A 23437-nucleotide genomic window follows, 5' to 3' on the forward strand; every position below is an offset into this window, starting at 1 on the left:
GCAAGCCGGCTCCTGCAGGTTTCGTTTGTTCCCCCCTCGTTTGGGTGGCGTCAGAAGATGTAATCGGTAGTCAGGAAGCTCGACTCGCGGTTACGGATGATATCGCTGATCAGCGCCTTGTTGCTGTCCTGGAATTTGGTCGCCACCAGGGTGCGGATCGAAAACACCCGCAGGGCATCGTGGACCGAGAGCGTCCCTTCGGCGGAGTTCTTGCGTCCGTTGAACGGGTAGGTGTCCGGGCCGCGCTGGCATTGGGCATTGATATTGATCCGCCCGACCTGGTTGGCGAAGGTGTCCACCAGTCGGCCGACCTGGGCGGAATCGGTGCCGAAAATGCTCAACTGCTGGCCGAAATCCGACTCCAGCACATAGTCGATCACGGTTTCCAGGTCACGGTAGGGCACGATGGGCACCACCGGGCCGAACTGTTCTTCCTGGTACACGCGCATCCCGGCATTCACCGGGTACAGCACCGCCGGATAGAAGAACGAGGCACGGGTCTGGCCGCCATTGGGGTTGATCACCCTGGCGCCCTTGTCCTGGGCGTCGGCGACCAGGGCCTTGAGGTAGTCGATCTTGCCGGCTTCCGGCAAGGGCGTCAGCGCCACGCCGTTGTCCCAGGGCATGCCCGGCACCAGGCTTTGCACCTTGCGGTTGAATTTCTCGATAAAACCTTCGACCACGTCTTCGTGGACGAACAGGATCTTCAGTGCGGTGCAGCGTTGGCCGTTGAACGACAAGGAGCCGGTGACGCATTCGTTGACCGCGTTGTCCAGGTCGACCTCGGGCAGCACGATGGCCGGGTTCTTTGCATCCAGGCCCAGGGCCGCGCGCAGGCGGTGAGGCTTGGGATGGAGTTTCTTCAGGTCGCTGGCGGCCTTGTTGGTGCCGATAAAGGCGAAGATGTCGATCTTGCCGCTGGCCATCAGCGCGCTCACGGTTTCCCGGCCGCTGCCATAGATCACGTTGATCACCCCGGCCGGGAAGCTGTCGCGGAAGGCTTCCAGCAGCGGACGGATCAGCAGCACGCCGAGCTTGGCCGGTTTGAACACCACGGTGTTGCCCATGATCAGCGCCGGGATCAGGGTGGTGAAGGTTTCGTTCAGCGGGTAGTTGTAGGGCCCCATGCACAGGGCTACGCCCATGGGCACGCGGCGGATCTGGCCGAGGGTGTCCTGTTCCAGCTCGAAGCGGCTGGAGCGGCGGTCGAGTTCCTTCAGGGCATTGATGGTGTCGACGATGTAGTCGCAGGTGCGGTCGAACTCCTTCTCGGAATCCTTGAGGTTCTTGCCAATCTCCCACATCAGCAGCTTGACCACTGCCTCGCGCTGTTCGCGCATGCGCCGCAGGAAAGCTTCGACGTGCTGGATGCGATCAGCCACGCGCATCGTCGGCCATTCGCCCTGGCCGCGGTCATAGGCGCGAACCGCGGCGTCGAGGGCGGTGAGGGCGGTCTCGGCATCCAGCAGCGGCGTGCTGCCGAGGATCACTTGCTCATCGCCGTTGGCGGTGGCGAGGTACACCGGGCTACGCACCTGGGCCAGCGGGCCGTCCCAGCTGCGCAAGGTGCCGTTGACCAGGTATTCGCGTTGTTCCAGCTGGCCTTCGAATCGGTACTTTTCCGGGATATCCGCGGCGGCGGGAAACAGTGAGTCGAGCAGCTTCTGGTCGGTCATGGGGCGATCACCCTGTCTGATGGAAAGAACGCTGAAACGCTTCAGTGAATAGGCCTGTTTTATCACGAAACAGCTTAGTCGCGTCCAGCACAAACGACGGGCTGGCGTACCGGCGGTTGAAGCACGGCGGTGCTGGCCGCAGAATGACGTTCATTTTTCATTTTCAAGGCGACCTTCATGACGCTGGCAACGTTGCTCCTGTTCCTGATCAGCTCGGCGGCGATCATTGCCATGCCCGGCCCGACGGTGCTGCTGGCTTTGCACAACGGTTCCAACCACGGCGTGCGGGCGGCCGCCTGGGGCATGGGCGGGGCGGTGCTGGCCGATGCGCTGCTGGTGACGGCGGTGGCCTGTGGCCTGGGGATTCTGCTGCAGGCCAGCGAGACGCTGTTCCAGGCGGTGAAGTGGCTGGGGGCGGCGTATCTGGTCTGGTTGGGCTGGAAGATGTTTCGTTCGACCGGGACCCTGGCCGAACTGCCGGTCGAGCAGGGTTCGAATCGCTCCGTGGGCTTGTTCATGCGCTGTTTCGTGGTGGCGTTGACCAATCCCAAGGCACTGTTGTTCATGTCGGCGTTCCTGCCGCAATTCATCGACAGTACACAGCCGCAGTTGCCGCAATATGCGTTGCTGGCGCTGGTGCTGACCTTGCTCAATGTCAGCATCATGTTGTTTTACGCGTTGTGCGGGGCGCGCTTGTTGAGCCGGTTGCAGGGCGGGCATCTGCGGGCGTTCAACCGGGTGACGGGTGGTTTGCTGATGACCTTGGGTGGGGTGTTGGCGTTTTATCGGCGGGGTGCTGCGGCCTGATGCGGCTAACATGCCGCCTCTCCTGAATGCGCCACCGCCTTGTAGGAGCCGGCTTGCTGGCGATCCAGGCGACGCGGTCAGGCAAGACACCGCGTCGCTACCATCGCCAGCAAGCCGGCTCCTACAGGGTGAGGAGGCCGGTAGCCTTGGCTAAACCTTCGGATCCTCATGCGGCTTGAGTGGCCGCGCATACTCCGGCTTGAGCTTCCCATCCTTGTCCAGCAACCAGGCATCGAGAATCTCCCGCACCACGGGCCCGGCGACCCGGCCACCGGCCTCGCCGTTCTCGATCATCACCGCAATCACGATCTGCGGGTCTTCCGCCGGGGCAAAACCGACGAACAAGGCGTTGTCGCGATTACGCTCCGAGGTCTTCAAGCGGTCATAACGCTCACCCTGCTTGATCGCCACCACCTGCGCCGTGCCGCTCTTGCCGGCAATGCGGTACTGCGCACCCACCGCCGCCGCACGGGCGATACCGCGCGGGTCGTGCATCACCAACTGCATGGCGTAGTTGACCTGCTCCCACTGCCGGGGATCATGCAGCACGATATTGGGAATCGGATTCTGGTCCACCGGCGCGACCTGGCCGATGGTCCTGGCCAGGTGCGGGCGATTCCACACACCCTTGTTGGCGATCAGGGTCGTGGCCTGGGCCAGTTGCAGCGGCGTGACCTGCATATAGCCCTGGCCGATGCCGAGGATTACCGTCTCGCCGGGGAACCAGGCCTGGCGCCGGGTCGTGCGTTTCCACTCGCGTGACGGCATCAGTCCCGGCGATTCCTCGAACATGTCCAGGGAGACCTTCTGGCCGACGCCGAACTTGTTCAGGTAATCGTGTAGACGATCGATGCCCAGCTTGCTCGCCAGGTCATAGAAGTAGGTGTCGTTGGAACGCATGATCGCCGCGTTCAGGTCGACCCAGCCGTCGCCGCTGTGGTTCCAGTTACGGTATTTGTGCTCGACATTGGGCAACTGGAAGTAACCGGGGTCGAACACCCGGGTGCTGGGGGAGATCACCCCGCTGTCCAGGCCGGCGATGGCCACTTCCGGCTTGATGGTCGAGCCCGGCGCGTAGAGCCCGCGCAGGGCGCGGTTGAACAGCGGGCGGTCGAGGGAGTCGCGCAGGGCCGAATAGTCCTTGGCGCGGATCCCGGTGACGAACAGGTTCGGATCGAAACTCGGCTTGCTGACCATCGCCAGTACTTCGCCGGTCTTCGGATCGATGGCGATCACCGCGCCGCGACGGTCGCCCAGGGCCTTCTCGGCGGCTTCCTGCAGATTGATATCGAGGCTCAGGACAATGTTCTTGCCGGGAATCGGATCGGTGTGCTTGAGCACCCGCATCACCCGGCCCTGGGCGTTGGTCTCGACTTCCTCGTAGCCGACATGGCCGTGCAGTTCGTCTTCATAGAAGCGCTCGATGCCGGTCTTGCCGATGGACTGGGTGCCCCGGTATTCCACCGGGTCCAGTTGCTTGCTTTCCTTTTCGTTGATCCGTCCGACATAACCCACCGAGTGGGCGAAATGATCGCCCAACGGGTAGTGCCGGACGAACTGCGGCTCGACCTCGACGCCGGGCAGCTTGAACTCGTTCACCGCCAGCAGGGCGATCTGCTGTTCGGTCAGTTCATAGAGCAGGGTCACCGGTTCGAACGGGTGGCGCGACTGCTTGAGGATCTTGGTGAACATCGACCGGTCTTCTTCCGGCAGATTGAGCACGCTCATCACCGTGTCCAGCACCTGGCCGACATCACCGGCGCGTTCACGGGTCAGGGTCATGTTGAAGCTGGGCTGGTTGTCGGCGAGCACCTGGCCGTTGCGGTCGAGAATGATCCCGCGTTCCGGCGGGATCGGCAGGACGTGGACGCGGTTGTTTTCCGAGACGGTGGAGTTATAGGAAAACTCGGTCACCTGGAGGAAATACAGGCGGGCGACCAGGCTGCCGGCGAGCCCCAGCACCAGGATGCCGCAGGCCAGCAGGCGCTTGTTGACCAGGCGCTTTTCGTTCTCGTGATCCTTGATATGAATGGGATCGGTCATGAGGAACCTGTGTTGTGCAAAGAAAATTGAATATGAACGGAGCTGCTAAGAAAGAAAATGTATAGGTGGCTATTTAAATCGGCGCACACGATACCAAGAAGCGCCCGCTTTCGGGGCTTTATTGACGGTTGATCCGCCAAAAGGCTTGAGTGACGGGGCTGGATCGGTGAAGTCGATCTTCCGTCGATTTGCCGGAAAGTGCCAGAGAAGGCGCTTGTTTAGCCAGCGGGGATTGGGTGATTGTAAGTAGGTCGATACAAATGGCTGGAGCAAAAGGGCGGGCACTCCATTCCGGGAGTAAGTCGAGCCCGCTTTTTTTGGCCGGGGCCGCCTGATCAACGGTGCTTACTGACTCGCCCATTCACGCTTATTGATCATCTCTTGTCATCCTGAAATGCCCTTTTGGCGTGAGGTTCAACTCTCGATAGACACTTTCAAAACGGCCGTCGGCCGTCTACTGCCAAATATGACCGGTTTGAAAAGAGCGAGGTTTATATCTAGTGGATATTCAGGCCGGACAGTGAAGGCAATAACTTGCCGTTCCCTGGCACCAGGGGTTCGATCATTGATAAGCGGCTGCCGGGCCATTGGGCTAGATCACATGGGCCTGCTGCAGCTCGGTCAGGGCGCGAGCCTTGAGCTCCGCCAGCAGTGGGGCCCGTCGATCACGGGGGTGGACCAGCTCCACCGACAGCTCCTGGCGAATCGAACCGGGCCGGTTGCCCATGACCAGCACCCGGTCACTCAGGTACAGCGCCTCGTCGATATCGTGGGTCACCAGCAGCAGGGCGATGGCGTGCCGGTCGGCCAGTTGCAACAACAGATCCTGCAGTTTCATCCGGGTGAAGGCATCCACCGCGCTGAAGGGTTCGTCGAGCAGCAGGATCCGTGGTTTGGAATACAAGCCCCGGGCAATCGCCACGCGCTGGGCCATGCCGCCGGAGAGCGCCTTGGGCAGCGCCTGGGCGAAACCCCCGAGTCCGACTTCCTCGATCAGTTGCGTCACCCAGGCCCGGTCGTAGTGGTCGTCTTCGCTGAAACCGATGTTTTGCTCCACCGTCAGCCAGGGCATCAGCCGTGGTTCCTGGAACACGAAGGCGATCTCCTGGGTGTGCTGTTGCAGCGTGCCTTGAAAGTCTTTCTCCAGTCCGGCGACGATCCGCAGCAAGGTGCTTTTGCCACAACCGCTGGGCCCGAGCAGGCTCACGGTTTCCCGGGCCGCCAGCTCGAGGGTCAGTTGTTCCAGAACCGTGTGCCGGTCGAATGCTTTGCGCTCGACATGGATGTGCAACAAGGTTTCGTTCATGTCCGTCGCTCCGCGTCTTCGCCGGTGAAGGTATCGCGCCAGGCCAGGAAGCGTTTTTCCAGGCCCGCCAGCACGCCGTCGCTCAATTTCCCCAGCACCGCCAGGACAATGATGGCCGCCAGCACGATGTCCGGCCGCGAGGTTTCCCGGCCGTCGCTGAGCAGATAGCCGAGGCCCTTGGTGGCGGCGATCAATTCGGCCGCCACCAGAAACATCCAGGCCAGGCTCATGCCGCTGCGCAAACCGGTGAACAGGCCGGGCAGGGCGGCGGGCAGGAGGATCCGGCGGACCAGGCGATAGCGACTGAAGCCGAGCATTTGCCCGACCTCCACCAGCTTGCGGTCGATATCGCGAATGGCCGCCACGCCATTGAGGTACACCGGGAAAAACGCGCCGATGGCAATCAGCACGATTTTCGAGGTTTCGTCGATCCCCAGCCACAGCAGCAACAGCGGTACCCAGGCCAGGCTCGGGATCGAGCGCAAGCCGGCGAACGTCGGTTCCAGGTAGGCTTCGGCTTCCCGGCTCAAGCCGACCCAGGCGGCAAACACCAGGGCCAGGCTGGTGCCGATGGCAAAGCCGAGCAAGACCCGCAGCAGGCTGGCGCTGATATGTTTCCACAAGGCGCCTTCGGCCAGGTCGCGCAGGGTCAGGACGATTTCGCTGGGCGCCGGCATCTGGTAGGACGGTATCCAGCCGACCCGCACCACCACTTCCAGCACGACAATCATCGCCACCGGCAGGGCCAGGCCCTTGAGATTGCGCTTCCAACCGGTGGTGCGCAGGGGCCCGCGCGCGGACGTCGAGAGGAGCGCGGGGAGGGATTTGCTCTTGCTGGTCATGGACACTCCTGGCGCGGGCCCTGGGCGACTCGGCTCACTGCTGGGCGACGGCGGCGTTGTTGAAGCGGGTGTCGATCAACTGGTCGATCACCTGATCGACGTTGACGCCACGGCGCACCAGTTCCTCGGACACCAGGATCGGTGCCGCCGCTTTTGACGACGCCAGGTCCGGCGGGCCGAGGCGGGCATTGCTCAGGTCGGTGCGTGACAGTTGCAACTGGGCGACGTCCAGCGGCAGGCCGGATTCGGTGGCCAGCAACTGGGCCAGCTCCTGGGGATTGTGCAGTGCCCAGTCACGGGCTTTTTCGTAGGCGGCCAACACCGTTTCAATGGCCTTCGGGTGTTCCTTGGCGTAGGTCTCGGTGACGCTGATCACGCCGTAGCTGTTGAAGGCGGGATTGCGATACAGCAGGCGGGAGCCGGCCTGGATCTGGCTGGCGGCCATGTGCGGGTCAAGTCCGGCCCAGGCGTCGACGTCGCCTTTTTCCAGGGCGGTGCGCCCGTCCGGGTGTTGCAGGTGGACCAGTTCCACATCGTCTTTGCTCAGGCCGGCCTGTTGCAGGCTGCGCAAGGTGAATAGATACGGGTCGGTGCCCTTGGTGGCGGCGATCTTCTTGCCCTTGAGGTCGGCGAGGGTCTTGTACTGCGAGTCCTTGCGCACCAGCAGGGCGGTCCATTCGGCGCGGCTGTAGACATAGACCGATTTGATCGGGCTGCCGTTGGCACGGCTGAGTACCGCCGCCAGGCTGGCCGAGGAGGCGAAGTCGACGCCTCCGCTGTTCAGGTATTCCAGGGAACGGTTGCTGCCCTGGCTGAAGACCCAGGTGACCTTGGTCTGCGGCAGGGCTTTTTCCAGCCAGCCGAAATGCCTGAGCACCAGGCTGACGGGGGAGTAATAGGCATAGTCCAGATGGACTTCGGCCGGGACGCTTTCCGCGGCCTGGGCCAGCGGTTGCAGGCCCAGCGCCAAAGCAGTGGCGGCGGCCAGCAGGCGGGCGGCCTGGGTGATCGGGTTGAGGGCTTTCATCGGGTGCTCCAGGGAGAGGGACTGCGGTGCTTATTTCGGAATAAGCAGTCATGACTCCGATGAGCTGCTTAAAAGGAATAATGCAGGCTCTGTGCCAGCTGCCTGGAATACGGACCTTGCAGGCGCCGGCTTGCTGGCGATGGCGTCCACAAGATCGACACACGACTCACTGGCCCCATCGCCAGCAAGCCGGCTCCTACAGGTAGGCGGTCAGCCGGTCGATTGGCGAGAGGCGGGCGAATGTCGTCCCACGAACACTCTGTTGAAACGCTGTTGCTCCAGCAACAGCGGATATGGCAAGGGCTATCCGACATTCGCTTTATCGAAGAGCGTGTTGGAGCAATAGGGGTATCGGGTGCAATTCAGAAACTTGTTCTGGCGCAGGATCCAACCTTTTTTACAAACAGGACAGAGCACGCGTTTGATCTGTTCAAGGGCCGCGTGAGTGATTGATGTTTGATGCTCGGACTCCAGCAGTTCCTTGACAAACATGCTTGGGCGTTCGGCGGCGCACAAAATGGAAACCCCTCGTTTTGCACGCGTCAGTGCGACATAAAACAGTCGACGTTCTTCCTCCCAGGGATCAGGTTGCACTGGCAGAAGGGCTTCGATCAGGTTGTCCATGGGCGCGTGGTCGGCGGGGAAACCTCGTTTTCCACTGTCCATGCCGACGAGGATCACATGATCGCGCCCCAGGCCCTTGGAGGCGTGCATGGAGTCCCAATGCACATCCAGTCCTGCCGGGGTGTATCGAGCAGTCAGGGCCTTGAGTTCATCGACCGTGAGTCCATCGGGCAAACCTGAACGCTTGTTACGGGTAAGGACGAATACTTGCAGAGGCTCACGCCCCGCGTGTTGTTTGGCCAGTGCATCCAGTTCACTGTGCAGGGTCTCCAGACGCGCCTGCGGCAAATCCGCATGTTCCACAATCCTGAGGGTGGGGCCAGGTATATGCCGGTTCGATACGACCTTTTTGTCAATGTGGCGATTGTTGGGTTGTTGACGTGACATCACAAAACTGCGCGCGACATTGGCAATTTGCTGCTCGCAGCGGAATGTGGCTGACAGCTTGCGCACATCGACGGAGCCCAATGCCAGACGCGAGGACGGCACGGCCTGGGCGTCGGGCGAATACTTGAAGTCATGCAACGCGCGAAACTCGCTGATGTCGGAGCCCGCGAAGCGATTGATGGCTTGCCAGTCATCGCCCACGCAATAAAGCATGGCGTCTCCCTTTGCATGATCGAGCAAGGCGGCGACGAGATTGGCTCTGGCGCGGGAGATGTCCTGGAACTCATCCACCATGACGAATTTCACCGAGAAGTTCGCCGGTGGGTTGTTCTTCAGTATTTGTGTGCCATCGCGAATCATCGCGGCGAAATCCAGCAGTGGGGGATTCTGTTGGGCCATGAACCGGTCGAGGGACTCGCAATAGGGCTGCATCCACTTCAGAAAGCGGCGGCTGCGCTCTCTATTGGCCGGGTCCAGCAGTTCATAGCGATCTTGCAGTTCATTGAACGTCAGCCCCGAATCGCGATGCTGGCTGACGAAGTCTGCCAGCAGGGCGTGAAGGTCCGAATCGTGCACGAACGCTTGGAGAGCCTCTTTTTTTCGCTTCGGATTTTCGGGGTGGACTGCAATACCACAGGCCTTCAGTTGTTTTTCGAGTTTCAGAAAAATGCTGCCGTCGCGGATATCGGCACTGCGGGTTTGTATGAAACGCTTGCCTGTCGGCTGGAGCTCGGTAGCCGGCAGTGTCTGGAGAATGTCCTGTTTTACCTGTGCCCGCTGTTCATATTTTTGTCCCCCCAGGAATTTCGGGGCCTTGCCTGAGGCATCGAGGCCAAAGTGCTCGTGATAGACCGGCTCCATCCGAGGATCACTGGGGGTATAGGTGAAGTCCACTTCATAGTCGGCGCCTTTCTTGCTGGCGAGCTTGAGGGCCAGTGTCGGCGGGCACTTCTTTTCATAGGCGAAGTCAACCTCACGTAAGTACAACCAGTTGTAGATTCTGGCCTCCTCGTGAGAACGGACAAATACACCCGGTTTCAGAGTCGGAACCGAGATATCCCATGATTGTCCTTCGCGCTGCTTGGACTTGACGTAGTCACGACAGAGCTGGTGGTAACGCTTTTCAAGCGTTGACAGCGGGATGGCGGTATCGGGTGCCGGATCGTTATCGCCGGGAAAGGGATAACGGTAGTAGGTCGCCCACTCAAACAAGTCTTCGGAAAATTGCGGGTTGGATGCAAGGCATTCACTCAGGTGTTGCTTGAGCAAATGTGGGTGTTTATTGAACTGGACCAGTTTCGGTCGGCGCGGTCCTGATCCTTGTTGATTCAAGGCATGCTGGTGCAGCCAGAGTTGCAAACCCAGGGAGTGAAAGGTTCTGGCCTTGATCTTGACGGTGCGTCCCAGTTCACGGTTTACCCGATCTTTTATTCGTTCGCGGATTTCGTTTGCGGCATTTTTGTTGAAGGCGAGGATGATCATCTCATCATCTTTGAAATACCCGGCCTTCAAGGCAAAGCCGGCCTTGGCGACGATGACTGAGGTTTTCCCCGAGCCGGCGGCAGCGACCGTCAGGTTCGAGTCATCGAAACTCAACGCCGCCTCGACCTGTTCCTTGGTCAGGGCCTGGGACTCTATGTTCTTGAAGTAGTCTTCATGAGCCTGGGCGGCGCGCTGCATCCACAGATTGTTCATTGACTCACGGTGTTGGTCATCTTTGGTGAACTGGCGGTTCAGCGACTCCCAACGCTTGAGTAGCTGTTCTATGCGGTGGCGCTCAACGACCGGTGACAATTTCAAGAGTGACACCGCCTGATGGTGGCGCTGAATGAAGCGTTTGCAGTCAGCCAGGAAGGGCCGGTAGCGGCTTGCCCGGATGTATCGGTCGGGAGGTGTGAAAGCCTTGTTGGCAATCTCTATGGCAGCGAGTTCCTGACTGATTAGCGTCAGTAAGCCTAAGCTCTGTGTTGTGTAATGGCGCTTCAAGCGTTCCTGGAAGTCGGTTATGGATCGACGAGATCCCAGGAGCGTGAAGGTTTTAATGTCAGGTTTGTCTTGAGCCGTTTTGGGCTTCGAGACACGGGTGATCTGCAGACAGCCGAGTCCCAGCAAACCAAGTAACCTTGGATACCTGGTGGAAATTCCGGTCACTCGGAAAAGGTCGAACGTCATCTTTGTTTGATGGCAGAGGATCATCTGGTTGGATTCGATGCTGAGAGTCTTGCGTACTCGCAAGTTGAATTTTTCTACCCAACCGGGTTCCTGGTATTTGAAAGAAATGGGTGTGTTCACCGGTAGAGCGGTGGTGGGCATATTCAAAGAGAATCAACCTGGCGAGATATGGCAAAAAGATGGCACTTTGCCGACTCTAACCGCTTAAGTGGCTACCTGGCTATCGTGAGCCATTGGCTGTCCTGGAATGGGCAATGGAGAACAAAAAAATATTGTCATAAATTGTTTCTAGTTGGCATGCTGGCGGGCTTCCTACCCCTGCGGAGACCCGTCCCAGATGCCTGCCGTGGCTGCTCACCCGACCGATTCCGCCTCCCGCCGTTCCGCCACCGTCCTGGCCCTGTGCCTGCCCAGCGACGTGCTGCTTTACCTGTTGCTGCCGATGAACACCCAGGCCTTCGGCGTGACCCTGGCCCAGGCCGGGGTGTTGCTGGCGGCCAACCGACTGGTGCGGATTTTCGGCTACAGCTATGTGCTGCGTTATTACGCCCGTCACGGCGACCGCTCGACCCTGATGCTGGCGGCCGGGGCGGCCGCGTTCTGCGCCCTGGGCAACTCGCTGATCTCCGGTTTTGGCTGGTTATTGCTGCTGCGCCTGGTCTGGGGCCTGGCCTTTGCCGCGATGAACCTGTCCACCCAGGTGCTGGCAACCCTGGAGCCGAGCGGTGCCGCACGCCGGGCGGGGCGTTCACGGGGAGTGATCGCCATCGGCCCGATGATCGCGCTGGCCGTGGGTGGCTGGTTGAGCCTGCACTTCGGGCCGCGGCTGATTTTCCTGCTGCTGTGTGGCTCGGCCCTGGTTGGCCTGTGGGTGGCGCGCGGGTTGCCGACGGTGGGGCATGAACTGGCGGCGCCTTCCGGGCGGCGCTTCAAGCGGCCGGACAGCGTGGCAATGTGGTCCTTTGTCGAGGGCGTGGCGCTGGACGGGCTGTTTATCTTCGGCCTGTCGGTGCAGGCCTCCGCGGTATTGGGCGGCAATGCGGTGATCATTGCCGGGCTCTTGATGGCCCTGCGTTATGCCTCGGAAATGTTCCTCAGCCCCTTGGGCGGTCGGGCGGCCGACAGTTATGGCGTGGTGCGCATGTTGCTGCTGTTCTCGATCCTCAGCGGCCTGGCCCTGGCCGCTTTCGGCAGCCACTGGCTGATCTTCGGTGCCGGTGCGGTGCTGATTCTGCGGGCACTGCAACTGCCGCTGGTGGTGACCCTGGTGGCCGAGCGCAATCCGGGGGCCGGACGGGTCCAGGCCCTGGCCTCGAATGCGGTGTGGCGCGATATCGGTGCCGGTGTCGGACCCTTGCTGGCGGGTGTGCTGTTGCCGGTGGCCTCGGCCAGTTGGGTCTATTCCCTGGCCGGTCTGGCGATTGCACTGAGTGCGCTGGGTTGTGTGGTCTGGCGGCGTTAGGGATGTGACAGTGGTTTGGTCACGGCATGAGGGTAAGTACTGCGCTGGTGGTGATATCGCCATTCGAATTTGTTATTTGAACAGCGAGCATTTCAGGCAAACCCAATGTGATTTCTTATATGAAGAAATAATCTCTGGGTGATCAGCATGAAGTGATAAACGGTGGGACTTGGACTGACAACATAAATAGGAATAGCTGTTAGTCATGCCGCCTGTCGTTTCCCCTGAAAACGTCGGTTTTTCCAAATCAAAGACTTGAGTTCGGGCTCGCTCTCGTGGCCTGAACATGCCTGTTTTTGTTCGCCAGTCAACTGTCAAGATTGACAGTTGTCATTTTTTTTTCTGGGTTTTACGGTTTTACGGTGAGTTGACAGGAGGTTTGAGGAGTGAGGAGTACTTGTCTGTTCGAGCCCTTGCCCCGTTGATTCTGCCGTGCGACGAGAGGCGAGATGGATATTGATTGATCCTGTGGAGGGATTGGCCATGACCACCGCTGCTACTGTTGAACTTCAGCGCGACGATCTTGTTTTCATGTTTCCGGGGCAGGGGGCCGACCCACGCGGTGGACTGTGTGCGCTCTATGCGGTCAGCCCAAGGATCGCCGACATCATCGAGAATGTCCTCGCCCAGGTGGACACCGCACTTGAGCGTAATACCCGGCAATTGAGGCCGATCAGACAGGGACAGGTCCGTGCTGTCCTGTTGAATGAGGACAGAACGCTGGAGCTCCCCGTCGGCCTTCCACAAATGGCCGGTTATGCGGCCTCCGTGGCTTTGCAGCAGGTACTCCTGGCCATGGGGATTCGTCCCAGGGCCATCGTGGCCCAGAGCCTGGGTGAGATTGCCGCACTGGTCTGTGCGGATGTGTTCGATATCGGCCATGGTGTCGATGCGGTCTGTGCATTGAACAATGCCTATCTGGACCATGAGGGCCAGGGCGCCATGGTGCTGGTCGGTGCTTCAGCAGAGGACACAGAGCGCTTGCTGCAGGCCGTGGGGCGCCCGGACCTGGTGTTGGCGTGCGTCAATACGGCGCGGCAGTGCGTGGTCAGCGGTCCCAACCCGGCCATCGAGGCGCTGTTCGAGGCGGTAGCGGTTGATGGCAAGCCCAGGTTGCATCGTCTGGCACTCCCTTACGCGTCACATCATCCGGCGCAGGTTTCAGTTGCCATGCGTTTCCTCGATGAACTCCGGGCCCTGCCGCAACGGCCGCTGCGGGGTGCGATTCATTCCAGCGTTGGCCGCAGGATCTACACCGACGCGGATGACCTTCAGCAGGCCATGGCCGATTGCGTGATCAAACCGGCTGACCTGCCCCATGCGCTGCTGAGCGTGCCGCTGACGGCGCGGACCCTGTTCGTCGACATGGGCATTGGCGACAGCCTGGCCCGGTGCGTGGGCAGTACCTTGGCCGGGGGACGCGCACTGGCGCCCTTGGCGAAAAGCTCGGCAGAGTTGACGGCGCTTTTTGCCGATATCGCCCCGGTCAAGGACCGCGATAAGCCGGCGTCAGCGCCTGCTACCGAGGCGTTGGTCGAGCATCTGAAAACCGCGCTTTTCGGTCCGGTCCCGGCGTCGTCACGTCAGTTGGCGGCCTCTGTATTGGCCGCCGATGCCTTCAGGCACCGGATCGGCGAGGACACCCTGGCGTTGCACCGGGGCAGCTATGAACGTTTGCGCCTGCTGATCGCAGCCTTGCCGAAAGGCCTGTTCAGCGACCCCGGCCTGCTCCTGGCGCTGGCGGAGTGGACGGGGGTGGTCGATGTCTCGCTGTGCATTGCCTTCTCCATTCAATACGGGCTGTGCATCGGCACTATCAGGGAGTTCGAGCAGGGCAATCCGCTGGCGGTCGAGATGCGCGAGGCACTGGAGTCGGGGGAAAAGGTCAGCGCCTACATGATCACCGAGATCGGTGGCGGCAATAGCCAGATAGCGACCCGGACCGAAGCGGTCTTTGACCCGGTCACCCGCGAATTTGTCCTGCATACGCCCGACAACGGAGCCCTGAAGTTCACCAACGTGGGGATCGGCGACCAGGTCAAGGTCGGCGTGGTATGCGCGCGTCTGCGGGTGGGTGATAAGGACTGTGGGGTGTTTCCCTTCGTCCTGGATATCAGCGATCACAACGGACCCCGGCCCGGGGTGCGGATGTCCTTGCCGACGGAAATCGCGCTGGTGCCCTTCGACTATGGCCTGGCGGGGTTCGATCAGGTCCGGCTGCCGTTTTTCGCCTGGCTGTCCGATCAGGCCAGGATCGACGAGCACGGGGTATTCAGCGACCCGCTGGGCGATCATGACAAGCGCCTGGTTCGCACGCTGGTGGCGCCGGCCCATGTCTGGGTGATGGCGTCCGTTGCCTTGGCGGCCGCGACCCGGGCCAGCGTTGCCTTGGCGCTGAGCCATTCGACGCGTCGCTCGACCATGGCCAGGATCGCCCCCGAAGCCAGCCTGTTGCGTTACAACACACAGCGTCGCTCGTTGTTCGGCTGTCTGGCCAGTGCCTATGCCGTGACGTGCCTGGTCAACGATTCGACGCGGATCTGGATGCGCCAACTCGATGAACGCAATGTTTCGGGACATGCCGATACCAGCTTGCTGACGTGGGCGCCCTGGTCTTCGGCCAATCGCGCACTGGCGTTGACCAAGGCCCTGAGCGCCTGGACAGCGGAAGAGGTGACCGCCGAATGCCGGCTGCGTTGTGGTGTGGCCGGTGACCTGACCTTGAATCGCTTTCTCGAATACCAGGGCCTGGGGCATGTCTTCAATGACGCCGGCGGCAATAACCTGCTGATTATCCTGGATACCGCCCGAGGGCTGATGACTTCGCCCTTGTCGGCCCCGGTCAGCCCTGTGCGGATGGATGACCTGCTGGATCCGCAGGTCTGGCTGTACCTCTTCCGGGCTCGGGAACAGCGGCTGGTCGAGTCCCTGCGCGAGCATGTCGAGGCGAACAGCGCCTTGTACAGCGACCCCATGGATGTCTGGAATCCATTGCTGGTCAGTGCTCGCGAGGTGGGTGAGGCCCACGGGTTGCGGGTGATGATGGAAAGTACCGCAAGGGCCGTCGAGGCCGTCGAATCGTCGCAGGCGAAAACCTTGCTGGGCCTGCTCAGCGCCTTGTTTGCCCTTGGGCGAATCAGTCGTCATGCGGCCTGGTTCATGAGCGAAGGCCTGCTCGACGACGCGTGCTACCGCAGCCTTGAGTCCAGCCAGGACAAGCTCTGCAGCCAGTTGGCCGAGCATACCTCGGTGTTGATTGATGCCTTTGGTTACCCGGACAGTGCAACCCAGGCGCCCATCGCCGATCCACGCACGGACTACGCCAGTGCCCTGGCGGCGGCCCTGCGCTGGAATGTCGGCGCGGTCGGCTAAAGCTGCCGGGCGTGCAATGAGTTGCGTGGTTTGGCGGCGTTAGCCGATTGGTACCGCACAGATCGGCGGAAATGGACCTTTCCATCGCCGGTCGCTGACCTTAGCCTCGCTGGGGTGATGAATGCCGATCACCCCAGCCAGGAGCTGACCATGCCGACCCTTGAAACCCTCGAACGCTTTATCGCCCAGGTCGAGGCCAATGCCCATGCCGAAGCGGTCGAAGCCTTCTATACCGCCGATGCTTCCCTGCAAGAGAACCAGGAACCGCCGCGAGTCGGGCGTGATTTTCATATCGCCAAGGAGCGGGCGATGATGTCGCGGGTGCGCTCCATGAGCTCGACCTGCGTACGTCCGGCCTTTCTTGATGGCGACCATGTGGCCATCCGCTGGATTTTCCGCTTCGAGTGGGCCGACGGCAGCGTCACCCGCATGGAGGAAATCGCCCACCAGCGTTGGGAGGGCGAGCGTATCGCCGAGGAGCAGTTTTTCTATGATCCGCAGCAACGCATTCCGAGCAAACCGGGTGTTGCCGCCTAGGGCTACGGATTGACTCGGCAGGATATTGCTCAACTGCTGATTGCGTGTGACGCATCTATCACCGCTGGCGATTACCGCAGGCGCTCGCTATGCTGGGCGCCATGCAAATACCCGATCTGAACTTGTTGGTGGCCCTCAATATCCTGCTCGAAGAGGGCTCGGTGACGGGGGCCGCGCGGCGGATGAACCTCAGCGCACCGGCCATGAGCCGTACGCTGACACGCATCCGTGAAGTCCTCAACGACCCGATCCTGGTGCGCTCCGGACGTGGCCTGGTGCCGACGCCCCGGGCCCTGGAGTTGCGTGAACAGGTGCGCGGCGTGGTGGAGCTGGCCCATGGGGTGTTCAGCCCCGGCCAGGAAACCGACTTGAGTTCACTGGAGCGCACTTTCAGCGTGCGGGCCAACGACATGTTCTTCGGTGCCTACGGCGGTCAGTTGCTCAAGCACCTGGCCCGGCACATGCCCAATGCCACTTTGCGCATGGTCCCCGAGGGTGATACCGACGACGATGCACTCAACGAAGGGCGGATCGACCTGGCGGTCTGCGCCACCCGCAAGTTCGGCGCCGATATCAAGGTGCAGCGGCTGTTCAACAGCTCGCTGGTGGGCATCGCCCGTGAGGGGCATCCGCTGTTCGACGAGGAGCTGGATGTCGAGCGCTTCGTCCAATACGACCATATCAGCGTTTCGCGGCGGGGCCGGGCGCGGGGGCCGATCGATACGCTGCTGGACGAGTTGAACCTGCAACGACGGATAGCACTGGTGCTGCCGACCTTCCATTCGGCGATGTTCGCGGTGGCCGGCTCCGACCTGATCCTGCCCTCGATACCACGCCCCATGATCAGCAACCTCAGCGGGCTGGGCTTGCGCCTGCGCACTTTCGAGTTGCCGCTGCCGGTGGAAACCATTGTGATGGTCCAGGCCTGGCACCCGCGGCTGGACAATGATCATGCGCACCGCTGGTTGCGGCGGAGCCTGAAGGACATGTGCAGTTCCGCGGATTGAGGATTGCGTCCGGTGCACTCCAGAGATAGCTATTTATCAATTTTTATAGCGGTTGACGCTGCTTAGACTCGGGTTTCCTAGTGAAACCGGAGTTTCCCACCATGTACTGGCTTGTTCCCCCTGTCTTCGTGCCTGCCCGGGATGCAGGCACATGACCGCCTTGCAAAGCAGCCTGCCGACCCTGATTGCAGCCAAGGCCGCGCCGGTTGCCGCGCCTTTCGGCCTGCGCATCGGTGTCGGCCTGGTCGGCGTGCTGCTCGCCGTGCTGGCCTCGGGCTTCAATGAGAACGTGACCAAGGTCGCGATGGCGGACATTCGTGGCGCCATGGGCCTGAGCTACGACCAGGGCACCTGGCTGATTGCGGCCTACGCGGCGATGTCGGTCAGTGCCATGGCCTTCGCCCCCTGGTGCGCGGCGACCTTTTCCCTGCGTCGTTTCACCCTCTGCGCCATCGGCACCTTGCTGCTTCTTGCATGGCTCTGTCCGTTCGCCGCGAACCCCGAGACCCTGATGCTGATGCGGGTGGTCCAGGGCTTCGCCGGTGGCGCCTTGCCGCCGATGCTGATGTCCGTGGCCCTGCGTTTCCTGCCGCCCGGAATCAAGCTCTATGGGTTGGGCGGTTATGCCCTGACCGCGACCTTCGGCCCGAGCTTCGGCACACCGCTGGCTGCCTGGTGGGTCGAGTATGCCGGTTGGCAGTGGGCGTTCTGGCAAGTCATTCCCCTGGGACTGGTGGCCATGGCCTGCGTCGCCTGGGGCATGCCCCAGGACCCGCTGCGCCTGGAGCGCTTTCGTCAGTTCGACTGGCGCGGGCTGCTGCTGGGCTTTCCCGGCCTGGTGATGCTGGTGCTCGGACTGGAGCAGGGCGAGCGCCTGGGCTGGTTCGACTCGCAGTTGATAGGCGGCCTGGTGGGCGGCGGCCTGTTGCTGCTGGTGTTGTTCTTTATCAACGAGTGGTCGCATCCGCTGCCGTTCTTCAAATTGCAGATGCTCAGGATCCGCAACCTGACCCACGCCCTGGTGACCCTTGGCGGCGTGCTGTTCGTGTTGCTCGCGGTGATCATGATTCCGTCCAGCTACCTGGCCCAGGTCCAAGGCTATCGGCCCTTGCAGACGGCCCCGGTGATGCTCTGGGTCGCGCTGCCGCAATTGCTGGCGCTGCCGCTGGTGGTCGCGTTGTGCAACAACCGGGTGGTGGACTGCCGCTGGGTCCTGGCGACCGGCCTCGGCCTGCTGGCGCTGGCCTGTGTACTGGGCTCCCAGCTCACCACGGTCTGGAATCGCGAGAATTTCTACCTGCTGCAAGGGATCCAGATCTTCGCCCAACCCATGGCGGTGATTCCCTTGCTGATGCTCTCCACCGGCAGCATCACCCCGGCCGACGGCCCGTTTGCCTCGGCCTGGTTCAACACCGTCAAGGGCTTTGCCGCCGTGCTGGCGGGGAGTGTGCTGGAGACGCTGACGGTCCATCGCGAGCATCTGCATTCCAGCCATCTGGTGGACCGCCTGGGCAATACACCGTGGCTCGCCGAGGGCGCGGACCTGGGGCAACTGGCCCGGCGTCTCCACGAGCAGGTCGTGGCCCTGACCGCTGCCGATCTCTACCTGTACATGGCCGGCCTGGCGTTGGCGCTGATCCTGCTGATTCCCATCCTGCCGACGCGCATCTATCCGCCGCGTGCGGCCTCCTGATCTCTTTCGGATACCCAGACATGACCACTTCAACTTCACGTAAACCCTGGCTGGTCCTCGCCGCGGTCCTGCTTGGTGCCGTGCTTTATGGGCTCTGGCGCCTGCTGTTCGCCAGCGGTCCGGTACAGAGCACCAACGACGCCTATATCAGCGCCGACTACACCCTGATCGCCCCGAAGGTCGCGGGGTTCATTGGCGAGGTGCTGGTGCGCGACAACCAATGGGTCCACGCCGGGCAGGCGCTGGTGCGCATCGATGCCCAGGACTACCAGGCCGACCTGGACGCCGCCAAGGCCAGTGCCTCGAGCGCTCGCGCGCAATTGGCCAACGCCGTGGCGACCCTTGAGCGTCAGCAGGCGTTGATCGATCAGGCGCGGGCGGTGGTCGACGCCGATCAGGCCGAGGTGCAGTTCGCCGAGCATGAAGGGCAGCGTTACCAGCATCTGGCCGGGCAGGGCGCCGGGACCTTGCAGAATGCCCAGCAGGCCGAGACCCGCCGCCGGACTGCCGCTGCACGATTGGCCGAACACCGTGCCGCGCTGGACGCGGCGCGCAAACAGACTCGCGTGTTGCAGGCCCAGTGCGATACCGCGCAGGCGGCGCTGCAACACGCCCAGGCGCTCCAGGCCCGGGCCGAACTGGACCTGTCGCACACCGTGCTGGTGGCGCCGTTCGACGGCGTCGCCGGACGGCGCAGTGTACGGCAAGGGGCGTACGTCAAGCCGGGCGATACCTTGCTGGCGGTGGTGCCGGTCAGCGAGGTGTATGTGATCGGCAATTTCCTCGAGAGCCAGCTGACCCACGTCAGCCCCGGCCAGTCGGTGAGCATCAACGTCGATACCTTTGCCGGCACGACCCTGATGGGGACCGTCGACAGCATCGCCCCGGCGACCGGCGTGACCTTTGCCGCCATTGCCCCGGAGAATGCCAGCGGCAACTTCACCAAGGTGGTGCAACGCATCCCGGTGAAGATCCTCCTGGATCCCGGGCAGCCGCTGGTCAAGCAACTGCGCCTGGGGATGTCGGTGGAAGCACGGATCGATACCGATTCGGGTGCGGTGCCTGAGGTGAGCGCGCGATGAACAGGTATTTTCTACCGATATTGATCGCGGCACTGGGGCTGGACGGTTGTACGCTGGGACCGGATTTCCAGCCGCCACAGGCGAAGCTGGGTAGCCAGTGGCAGATCCCGCAGAGCCCGGCGGGACATAGCCAGCCGCTTGCTGCCGCGCTGGAGACCCGTTGGTGGGACAGCTTCGCCGATCCACAGTTGTCCGCGCTGATACGTCAGGTTCAGGCGAGCAATCTTGATCTGCAACTGGCGGCCAGTCGCCTGGAGCAGAGCCGTGCGGCGCGCCGCAGCGTGGCCGCCGACACGCTGCCTGGGGTAACCGCCGGTACTGATTACAGTCGTGCGCGTAACAGCCAGGACGGCCTGGCCGATCCGTCGAACCTCAATGGCAAGAGCGCCTATAACCTCTGGAACGCCGGTCTGGCGGTCAGCTGGGAAGCCGATCTATGGGGGCGGGTGAAACGTTCGGTGGAAGCAGCGGATGCCAATGTCCAGGTGGCCGAGGAGGATCGCCGAGGAGTACTGATCGCGGTCATGGCCGAAACCGCCCGTGACTACATTCAGCTGCGCGCCGCCCAGAACGAGCAGGCGGTGACCCGACAGAACCTGGAGATTGCCCGTCACACCCAGGCGTTGACCCATCTGCAATACGATGAGGGTGTCGCCACCGAGCTGGAGGTTTCCCAGGCGACGGCGCAGGTTGCGCTGATCGAGGCGCAATTGCCCACGTTGCAGCAACGCGAGGCACAACTGATCAACGCCCTCAGTCGCTTGATGGCCCTTGAGCCCCGGGCGCTGGAGGCGCAGTTGAGTGTCGCCGGCAGCATTCCGGCGCCGCCGGCCAGCGTGCCGGTCGGCTTGCCCAGCGAACTGGCCCGGCGGCGCCCGGACATTCGTCGCGCCGAAGCGGACCTGCATGCCGCCACGGCCGCCATCGGCATGGCCCAGGCGGATTTCTACCCGCGTATCACCTTGTCCGGAAACCTGGGTTTCCAGGCGCTGCAATTGTCCGACCTGGGTAGCTGGGGCTCGCGGGCCTTTGCCGTGGGGCCGAGCCTGAGTGTGCCGCTGTTCGAGGGCGGGCGCCTGCAAGGTCAGTTGCAACTGCGCGAAAGTCGTCAGCAGGAGGCTGCGCTACGTTTCCAGAAGACCGTGCTCGACGCCTGGCATGAAGTGGACGATGCGCTGAGCGCCTACCAGGCCCGGCAGCGTCGTCGCGACAGTCTGCAACAGGCGGTGGAGCAAAGCCGCCGGGCCCTGGTCAGCGTGCGCCAGCGATATGCCCAGGGCACGGTGGATTTTCTCAATGTGCTGACCGTACAAGGCGCCGTGCTCGCCAACGAAGAGGCGTTGGTCGACAGCACGGCGGCGGTGTCGTTGTCCCTGGTCGGGCTGTACGGTGCCCTTGGCGGCGGCTGGCAACAGGTGCTGCCCGAACAGGCACGGCGCTAGAGGATCAGGGCTGCCAGATACCGACGTCCTGGGTGTTGATCTTCTGCGGTAGCAGACCGGCCGCGAGGAACGCATCGGCGATCTGTTGCTGTTCGCCCAGCTGGTCGGCCGTGACTGCCTGCACGTCATAGCTGCGATGGCGGTTGGCGGCCTCGACCGTCGCCGCATCCAGGTTGCCCCATAGCGGACCGAGGATCTCGGCGGCCTCTTTGGGGTGGGTCCTGATCCAGGCCCCGGACTTTTGCAGTTCGGCGAACACCTGCTTCAAGACTTGCGGATGGGACTGGGCGTAAGGCGTGCTCGCCAGGTAATAACGTTTGTAGTTTGCCAGGCCCTTGCCGTCGGCCAGGGTGCGGGTCGGCAGTTGCCGTTGGACGCCGCTGAGGAAGGGTTCCCAGGCGACCCAGGCATCGACCTTGGCGTTCTCGAACGCGGCGCGCCCGTCGGCGGGGGTCAGGTAGGCGGGCGTGATATCGCTGAACTTCAGCCCGGCCTTGGCCAGTGCCGCGATCAGCAGGTAGTGGCTACCGGCAGCCTTGGTCACCGCGACTTTCTTGCCCTTGAGATCGGCCAGGGTCTTGATCGGTGAATCGCTCTTGACCACGATCGCCTGGGCTTCGGGGGAGGCGGCCTCCTGGGCGAAGTAGGTCAGCTTGGCCTGGGCCGCCTGGGCGAAGACCGGCACCGTATCGGCGACATCCGCACTGATATCGACATTGCCCACGTTCAACGATTCGAGCAGGGGCAGGCCACTGGGAAACTCATGCCAGCTGACGTCGATATGCTCCCTGGCCAGGGCTTTCTCCAGGGTGCCCTGGTTCTTGAGCAAGGTGATCAGGGTCGAGGATTTCTGGTAGCCGATGCGCAGGGTTTCGTTGGCGTCGACGGTGGAGGCGGCCAGGGACAAGGCAATGGCCAGTGCTGAAAGCAATAAACGGGAACGGGTAATGCCGGGAACCAGGGCGACCATGGACACCTCGCAAAGACAGCAGTGAGAAGGGCGGGGGCCGGTGGTCCGGTCGTTAGAGCTTATGGGTTTGATTTTTATTTTTTAAATAACGTATTTGAATATGTTTAAGCCGGCACGACGGTTTCGTGTTTTTCCATATGCATATGTCTTTTGGGTATTTCAGCCGGGCAGGTTATCTCCTATATCGTTCACGCCATATCTTGTTATAACAAGTCAGGTCGAGAACCCAGCCCATGGCGCAATTGCTTCCACTGTCTCCCGTCCCGCTCTACAGCCAGCTCAAGGAATTGCTGCGTACACGCATCCTTGACGGCACCTATCCGCCCCTGGCGCGCATGCCTTCGGAGAACGACCTGGGCCAGTCCTTCGCGGTCAGCCGCATCACCGTGCGCCAGGCTCTCGGGGATCTGCAGAAGGAAGGGCTGATTTTCAAGATCCACGGCAAGGGCACCTTTGTCGCCAAGCCCAAGGCGTTCCAGAACGTCTCCACCCTGCAAGGCCTGGCCGAATCGGTGACGCAAATGGGCTACGAGGTGCTCAACCGGGTGCGCAGTTTCAAGCAGGTTCCGGCCTCGGCCCGGGTCGCCGAACGGCTGGCGCTGTCCGAGGGCAGCCTGGTCACTGAAATCAAGCGCGTGCGGTTGATCAACCGTGAGCCGGTGTCGCTGGAAATCACCTATCTGCCCCACAGCGTCGGCGAAAAACTGGAAAAGGCCGACCTGGCGACCCGGGACATCTTCCTGATCCTGGAAAACGACTGCGGCATCGCCCTGGGCCACGCGGATCTGGCCGTCGACGCGGTGCTCGCCGATGCTGAGTTGAGCCAGGCCCTGGACGTGGAAGAGGGCGCGCCGATCATGCGCATCGAACGCCTGACCCACGATGCCGAGGGCGCGCCGCTGGACTTCGAATACCTCTACTACCGTGGCGATTCCTTCCAGTACCGCCTGCGTATCGACCGTCAGAAGGAGCCACGCCCATGAGCCCG

16 protein-coding genes are annotated in these 23437 nt (G+C 62.0%); 9 read left to right on the forward strand and 7 right to left on the reverse strand.

What is annotated here, in order from left to right; genetic code table 11:
* Window positions 1–50: 50 nt before the first annotated feature.
* Window positions 51–1676: an NADP-dependent glyceraldehyde-3-phosphate dehydrogenase gene (locus CWE01_RS03920; RefSeq protein WP_100939225.1), complete on the reverse strand. Its 1626-nt coding sequence runs from the start codon at window positions 1674–1676 to the stop codon at window positions 51–53.
* A 177-nt stretch (window positions 1677–1853) separates the two neighbouring features.
* Here CWE01_RS03920 and CWE01_RS03925 point away from each other — a divergent pair, with 177 nt between their 5' ends.
* Window positions 1854–2483: a LysE family translocator gene (locus tag CWE01_RS03925; RefSeq protein WP_100939226.1), complete on the forward strand. Its 630-nt coding sequence runs from the start codon at window positions 1854–1856 to the stop codon at window positions 2481–2483.
* 150 nt (window positions 2484–2633) lie between these two features.
* On the opposite strand, the gene mrdA is transcribed toward CWE01_RS03925, so the two are convergent.
* From mrdA to CWE01_RS03950, 5 genes are all read right to left on the reverse strand, one after another.
* Window positions 2634–4526, reverse strand: coding sequence for a penicillin-binding protein 2 (gene mrdA, locus CWE01_RS03930; protein ID WP_100939227.1), 1893 nt, complete (start codon window positions 4524–4526; stop codon window positions 2634–2636).
* A 592-nt stretch (window positions 4527–5118) separates the two neighbouring features.
* Complete coding sequence (locus CWE01_RS03935) at window positions 5119–5832, reverse strand: ABC transporter ATP-binding protein (protein ID WP_100939228.1); 714 nt, start codon at window positions 5830–5832, stop codon at window positions 5119–5121.
* The gene (locus tag CWE01_RS03940; protein WP_100939229.1) at window positions 5829–6674 is read right to left on the reverse strand and encodes an ABC transporter permease; all 846 of its coding nucleotides are present in this window, start codon (window positions 6672–6674) and stop codon (window positions 5829–5831) included. The genes CWE01_RS03935 and CWE01_RS03940 overlap by 4 nt, the downstream gene beginning before the upstream one ends.
* Window positions 6675–6708: 34 nt before the next feature.
* The gene (locus CWE01_RS03945) at window positions 6709–7701 is read right to left on the reverse strand and encodes an aliphatic sulfonate ABC transporter substrate-binding protein (RefSeq protein WP_100939230.1); all 993 of its coding nucleotides are present in this window, start codon (window positions 7699–7701) and stop codon (window positions 6709–6711) included.
* Between the two features lie 303 nt (window positions 7702–8004).
* Complete coding sequence (locus CWE01_RS03950; protein ID WP_100939231.1) at window positions 8005–11025, reverse strand: UvrD-helicase domain-containing protein; 3021 nt, start codon at window positions 11023–11025, stop codon at window positions 8005–8007.
* A gap of 196 nt (window positions 11026–11221) precedes the next feature.
* On the opposite strand from CWE01_RS03950, the gene CWE01_RS03955 reads away from it, so the two are divergent.
* The 7 genes from CWE01_RS03955 to CWE01_RS03985 all read left to right on the forward strand — a co-directional run bounded on the left by CWE01_RS03955 (window position 11222) and on the right by CWE01_RS03985 (window position 21479).
* Window positions 11222–12346 carry an MFS transporter gene (locus tag CWE01_RS03955; protein WP_100939232.1) on the forward strand — a complete coding sequence of 375 codons (1125 nt, stop codon included), beginning with the start codon at window positions 11222–11224 and terminating at the stop codon, window positions 12344–12346.
* 483 nt (window positions 12347–12829) lie between these two features.
* Window positions 12830–15718 carry an acyltransferase domain-containing protein gene (locus CWE01_RS03960; protein WP_100939233.1) on the forward strand — a complete coding sequence of 963 codons (2889 nt, stop codon included), beginning with the start codon at window positions 12830–12832 and terminating at the stop codon, window positions 15716–15718.
* 150 nt (window positions 15719–15868) lie between these two features.
* A complete protein-coding gene (locus CWE01_RS03965; protein ID WP_100939234.1) occupies window positions 15869–16255 on the forward strand; it encodes a nuclear transport factor 2 family protein in 387 nt (128 codons plus the stop codon).
* 101 nt (window positions 16256–16356) lie between these two features.
* Window positions 16357–17262 (forward strand): LysR family transcriptional regulator, encoded by a 906-nt coding sequence (locus CWE01_RS03970; protein WP_100939538.1) that lies wholly within the window; start codon window positions 16357–16359, stop codon window positions 17260–17262.
* 151 nt (window positions 17263–17413) lie between these two features.
* Window positions 17414–18955 (forward strand): MFS transporter, encoded by a 1542-nt coding sequence (locus tag CWE01_RS03975; RefSeq protein ID WP_100939235.1) that lies wholly within the window; start codon window positions 17414–17416, stop codon window positions 18953–18955.
* Window positions 18956–18975: 20 nt separating this feature from the next.
* Window positions 18976–20037 carry an HlyD family secretion protein gene (locus tag CWE01_RS03980; RefSeq protein ID WP_100939236.1) on the forward strand — a complete coding sequence of 354 codons (1062 nt, stop codon included), beginning with the start codon at window positions 18976–18978 and terminating at the stop codon, window positions 20035–20037.
* The gene (locus tag CWE01_RS03985; protein ID WP_100939237.1) at window positions 20034–21479 is read left to right on the forward strand and encodes an efflux transporter outer membrane subunit; all 1446 of its coding nucleotides are present in this window, start codon (window positions 20034–20036) and stop codon (window positions 21477–21479) included. The genes CWE01_RS03980 and CWE01_RS03985 overlap by 4 nt, the downstream gene beginning before the upstream one ends.
* Before the next feature lie 4 nt (window positions 21480–21483).
* Here the strand turns inward: CWE01_RS03985 and CWE01_RS03990 are convergent, their stop codons facing one another.
* A complete protein-coding gene (locus CWE01_RS03990; RefSeq protein WP_100939238.1) occupies window positions 21484–22449 on the reverse strand; it encodes an aliphatic sulfonate ABC transporter substrate-binding protein in 966 nt (321 codons plus the stop codon).
* A gap of 233 nt (window positions 22450–22682) precedes the next feature.
* Between CWE01_RS03990 and CWE01_RS03995 the strand changes: the two genes are divergently transcribed.
* Window positions 22683–23432, forward strand: a complete 750-nt coding sequence (locus CWE01_RS03995; RefSeq protein WP_100939239.1) for a GntR family transcriptional regulator — start codon at window positions 22683–22685, stop codon at window positions 23430–23432.
* Window positions 23433–23437 lie beyond the last annotated feature (5 nt).

Source organism: Pseudomonas sp. QS1027 (genome assembly GCF_002814235.1).
In the GTDB taxonomy this organism is placed as follows: domain Bacteria; phylum Pseudomonadota; class Gammaproteobacteria; order Pseudomonadales; family Pseudomonadaceae; genus Aquipseudomonas.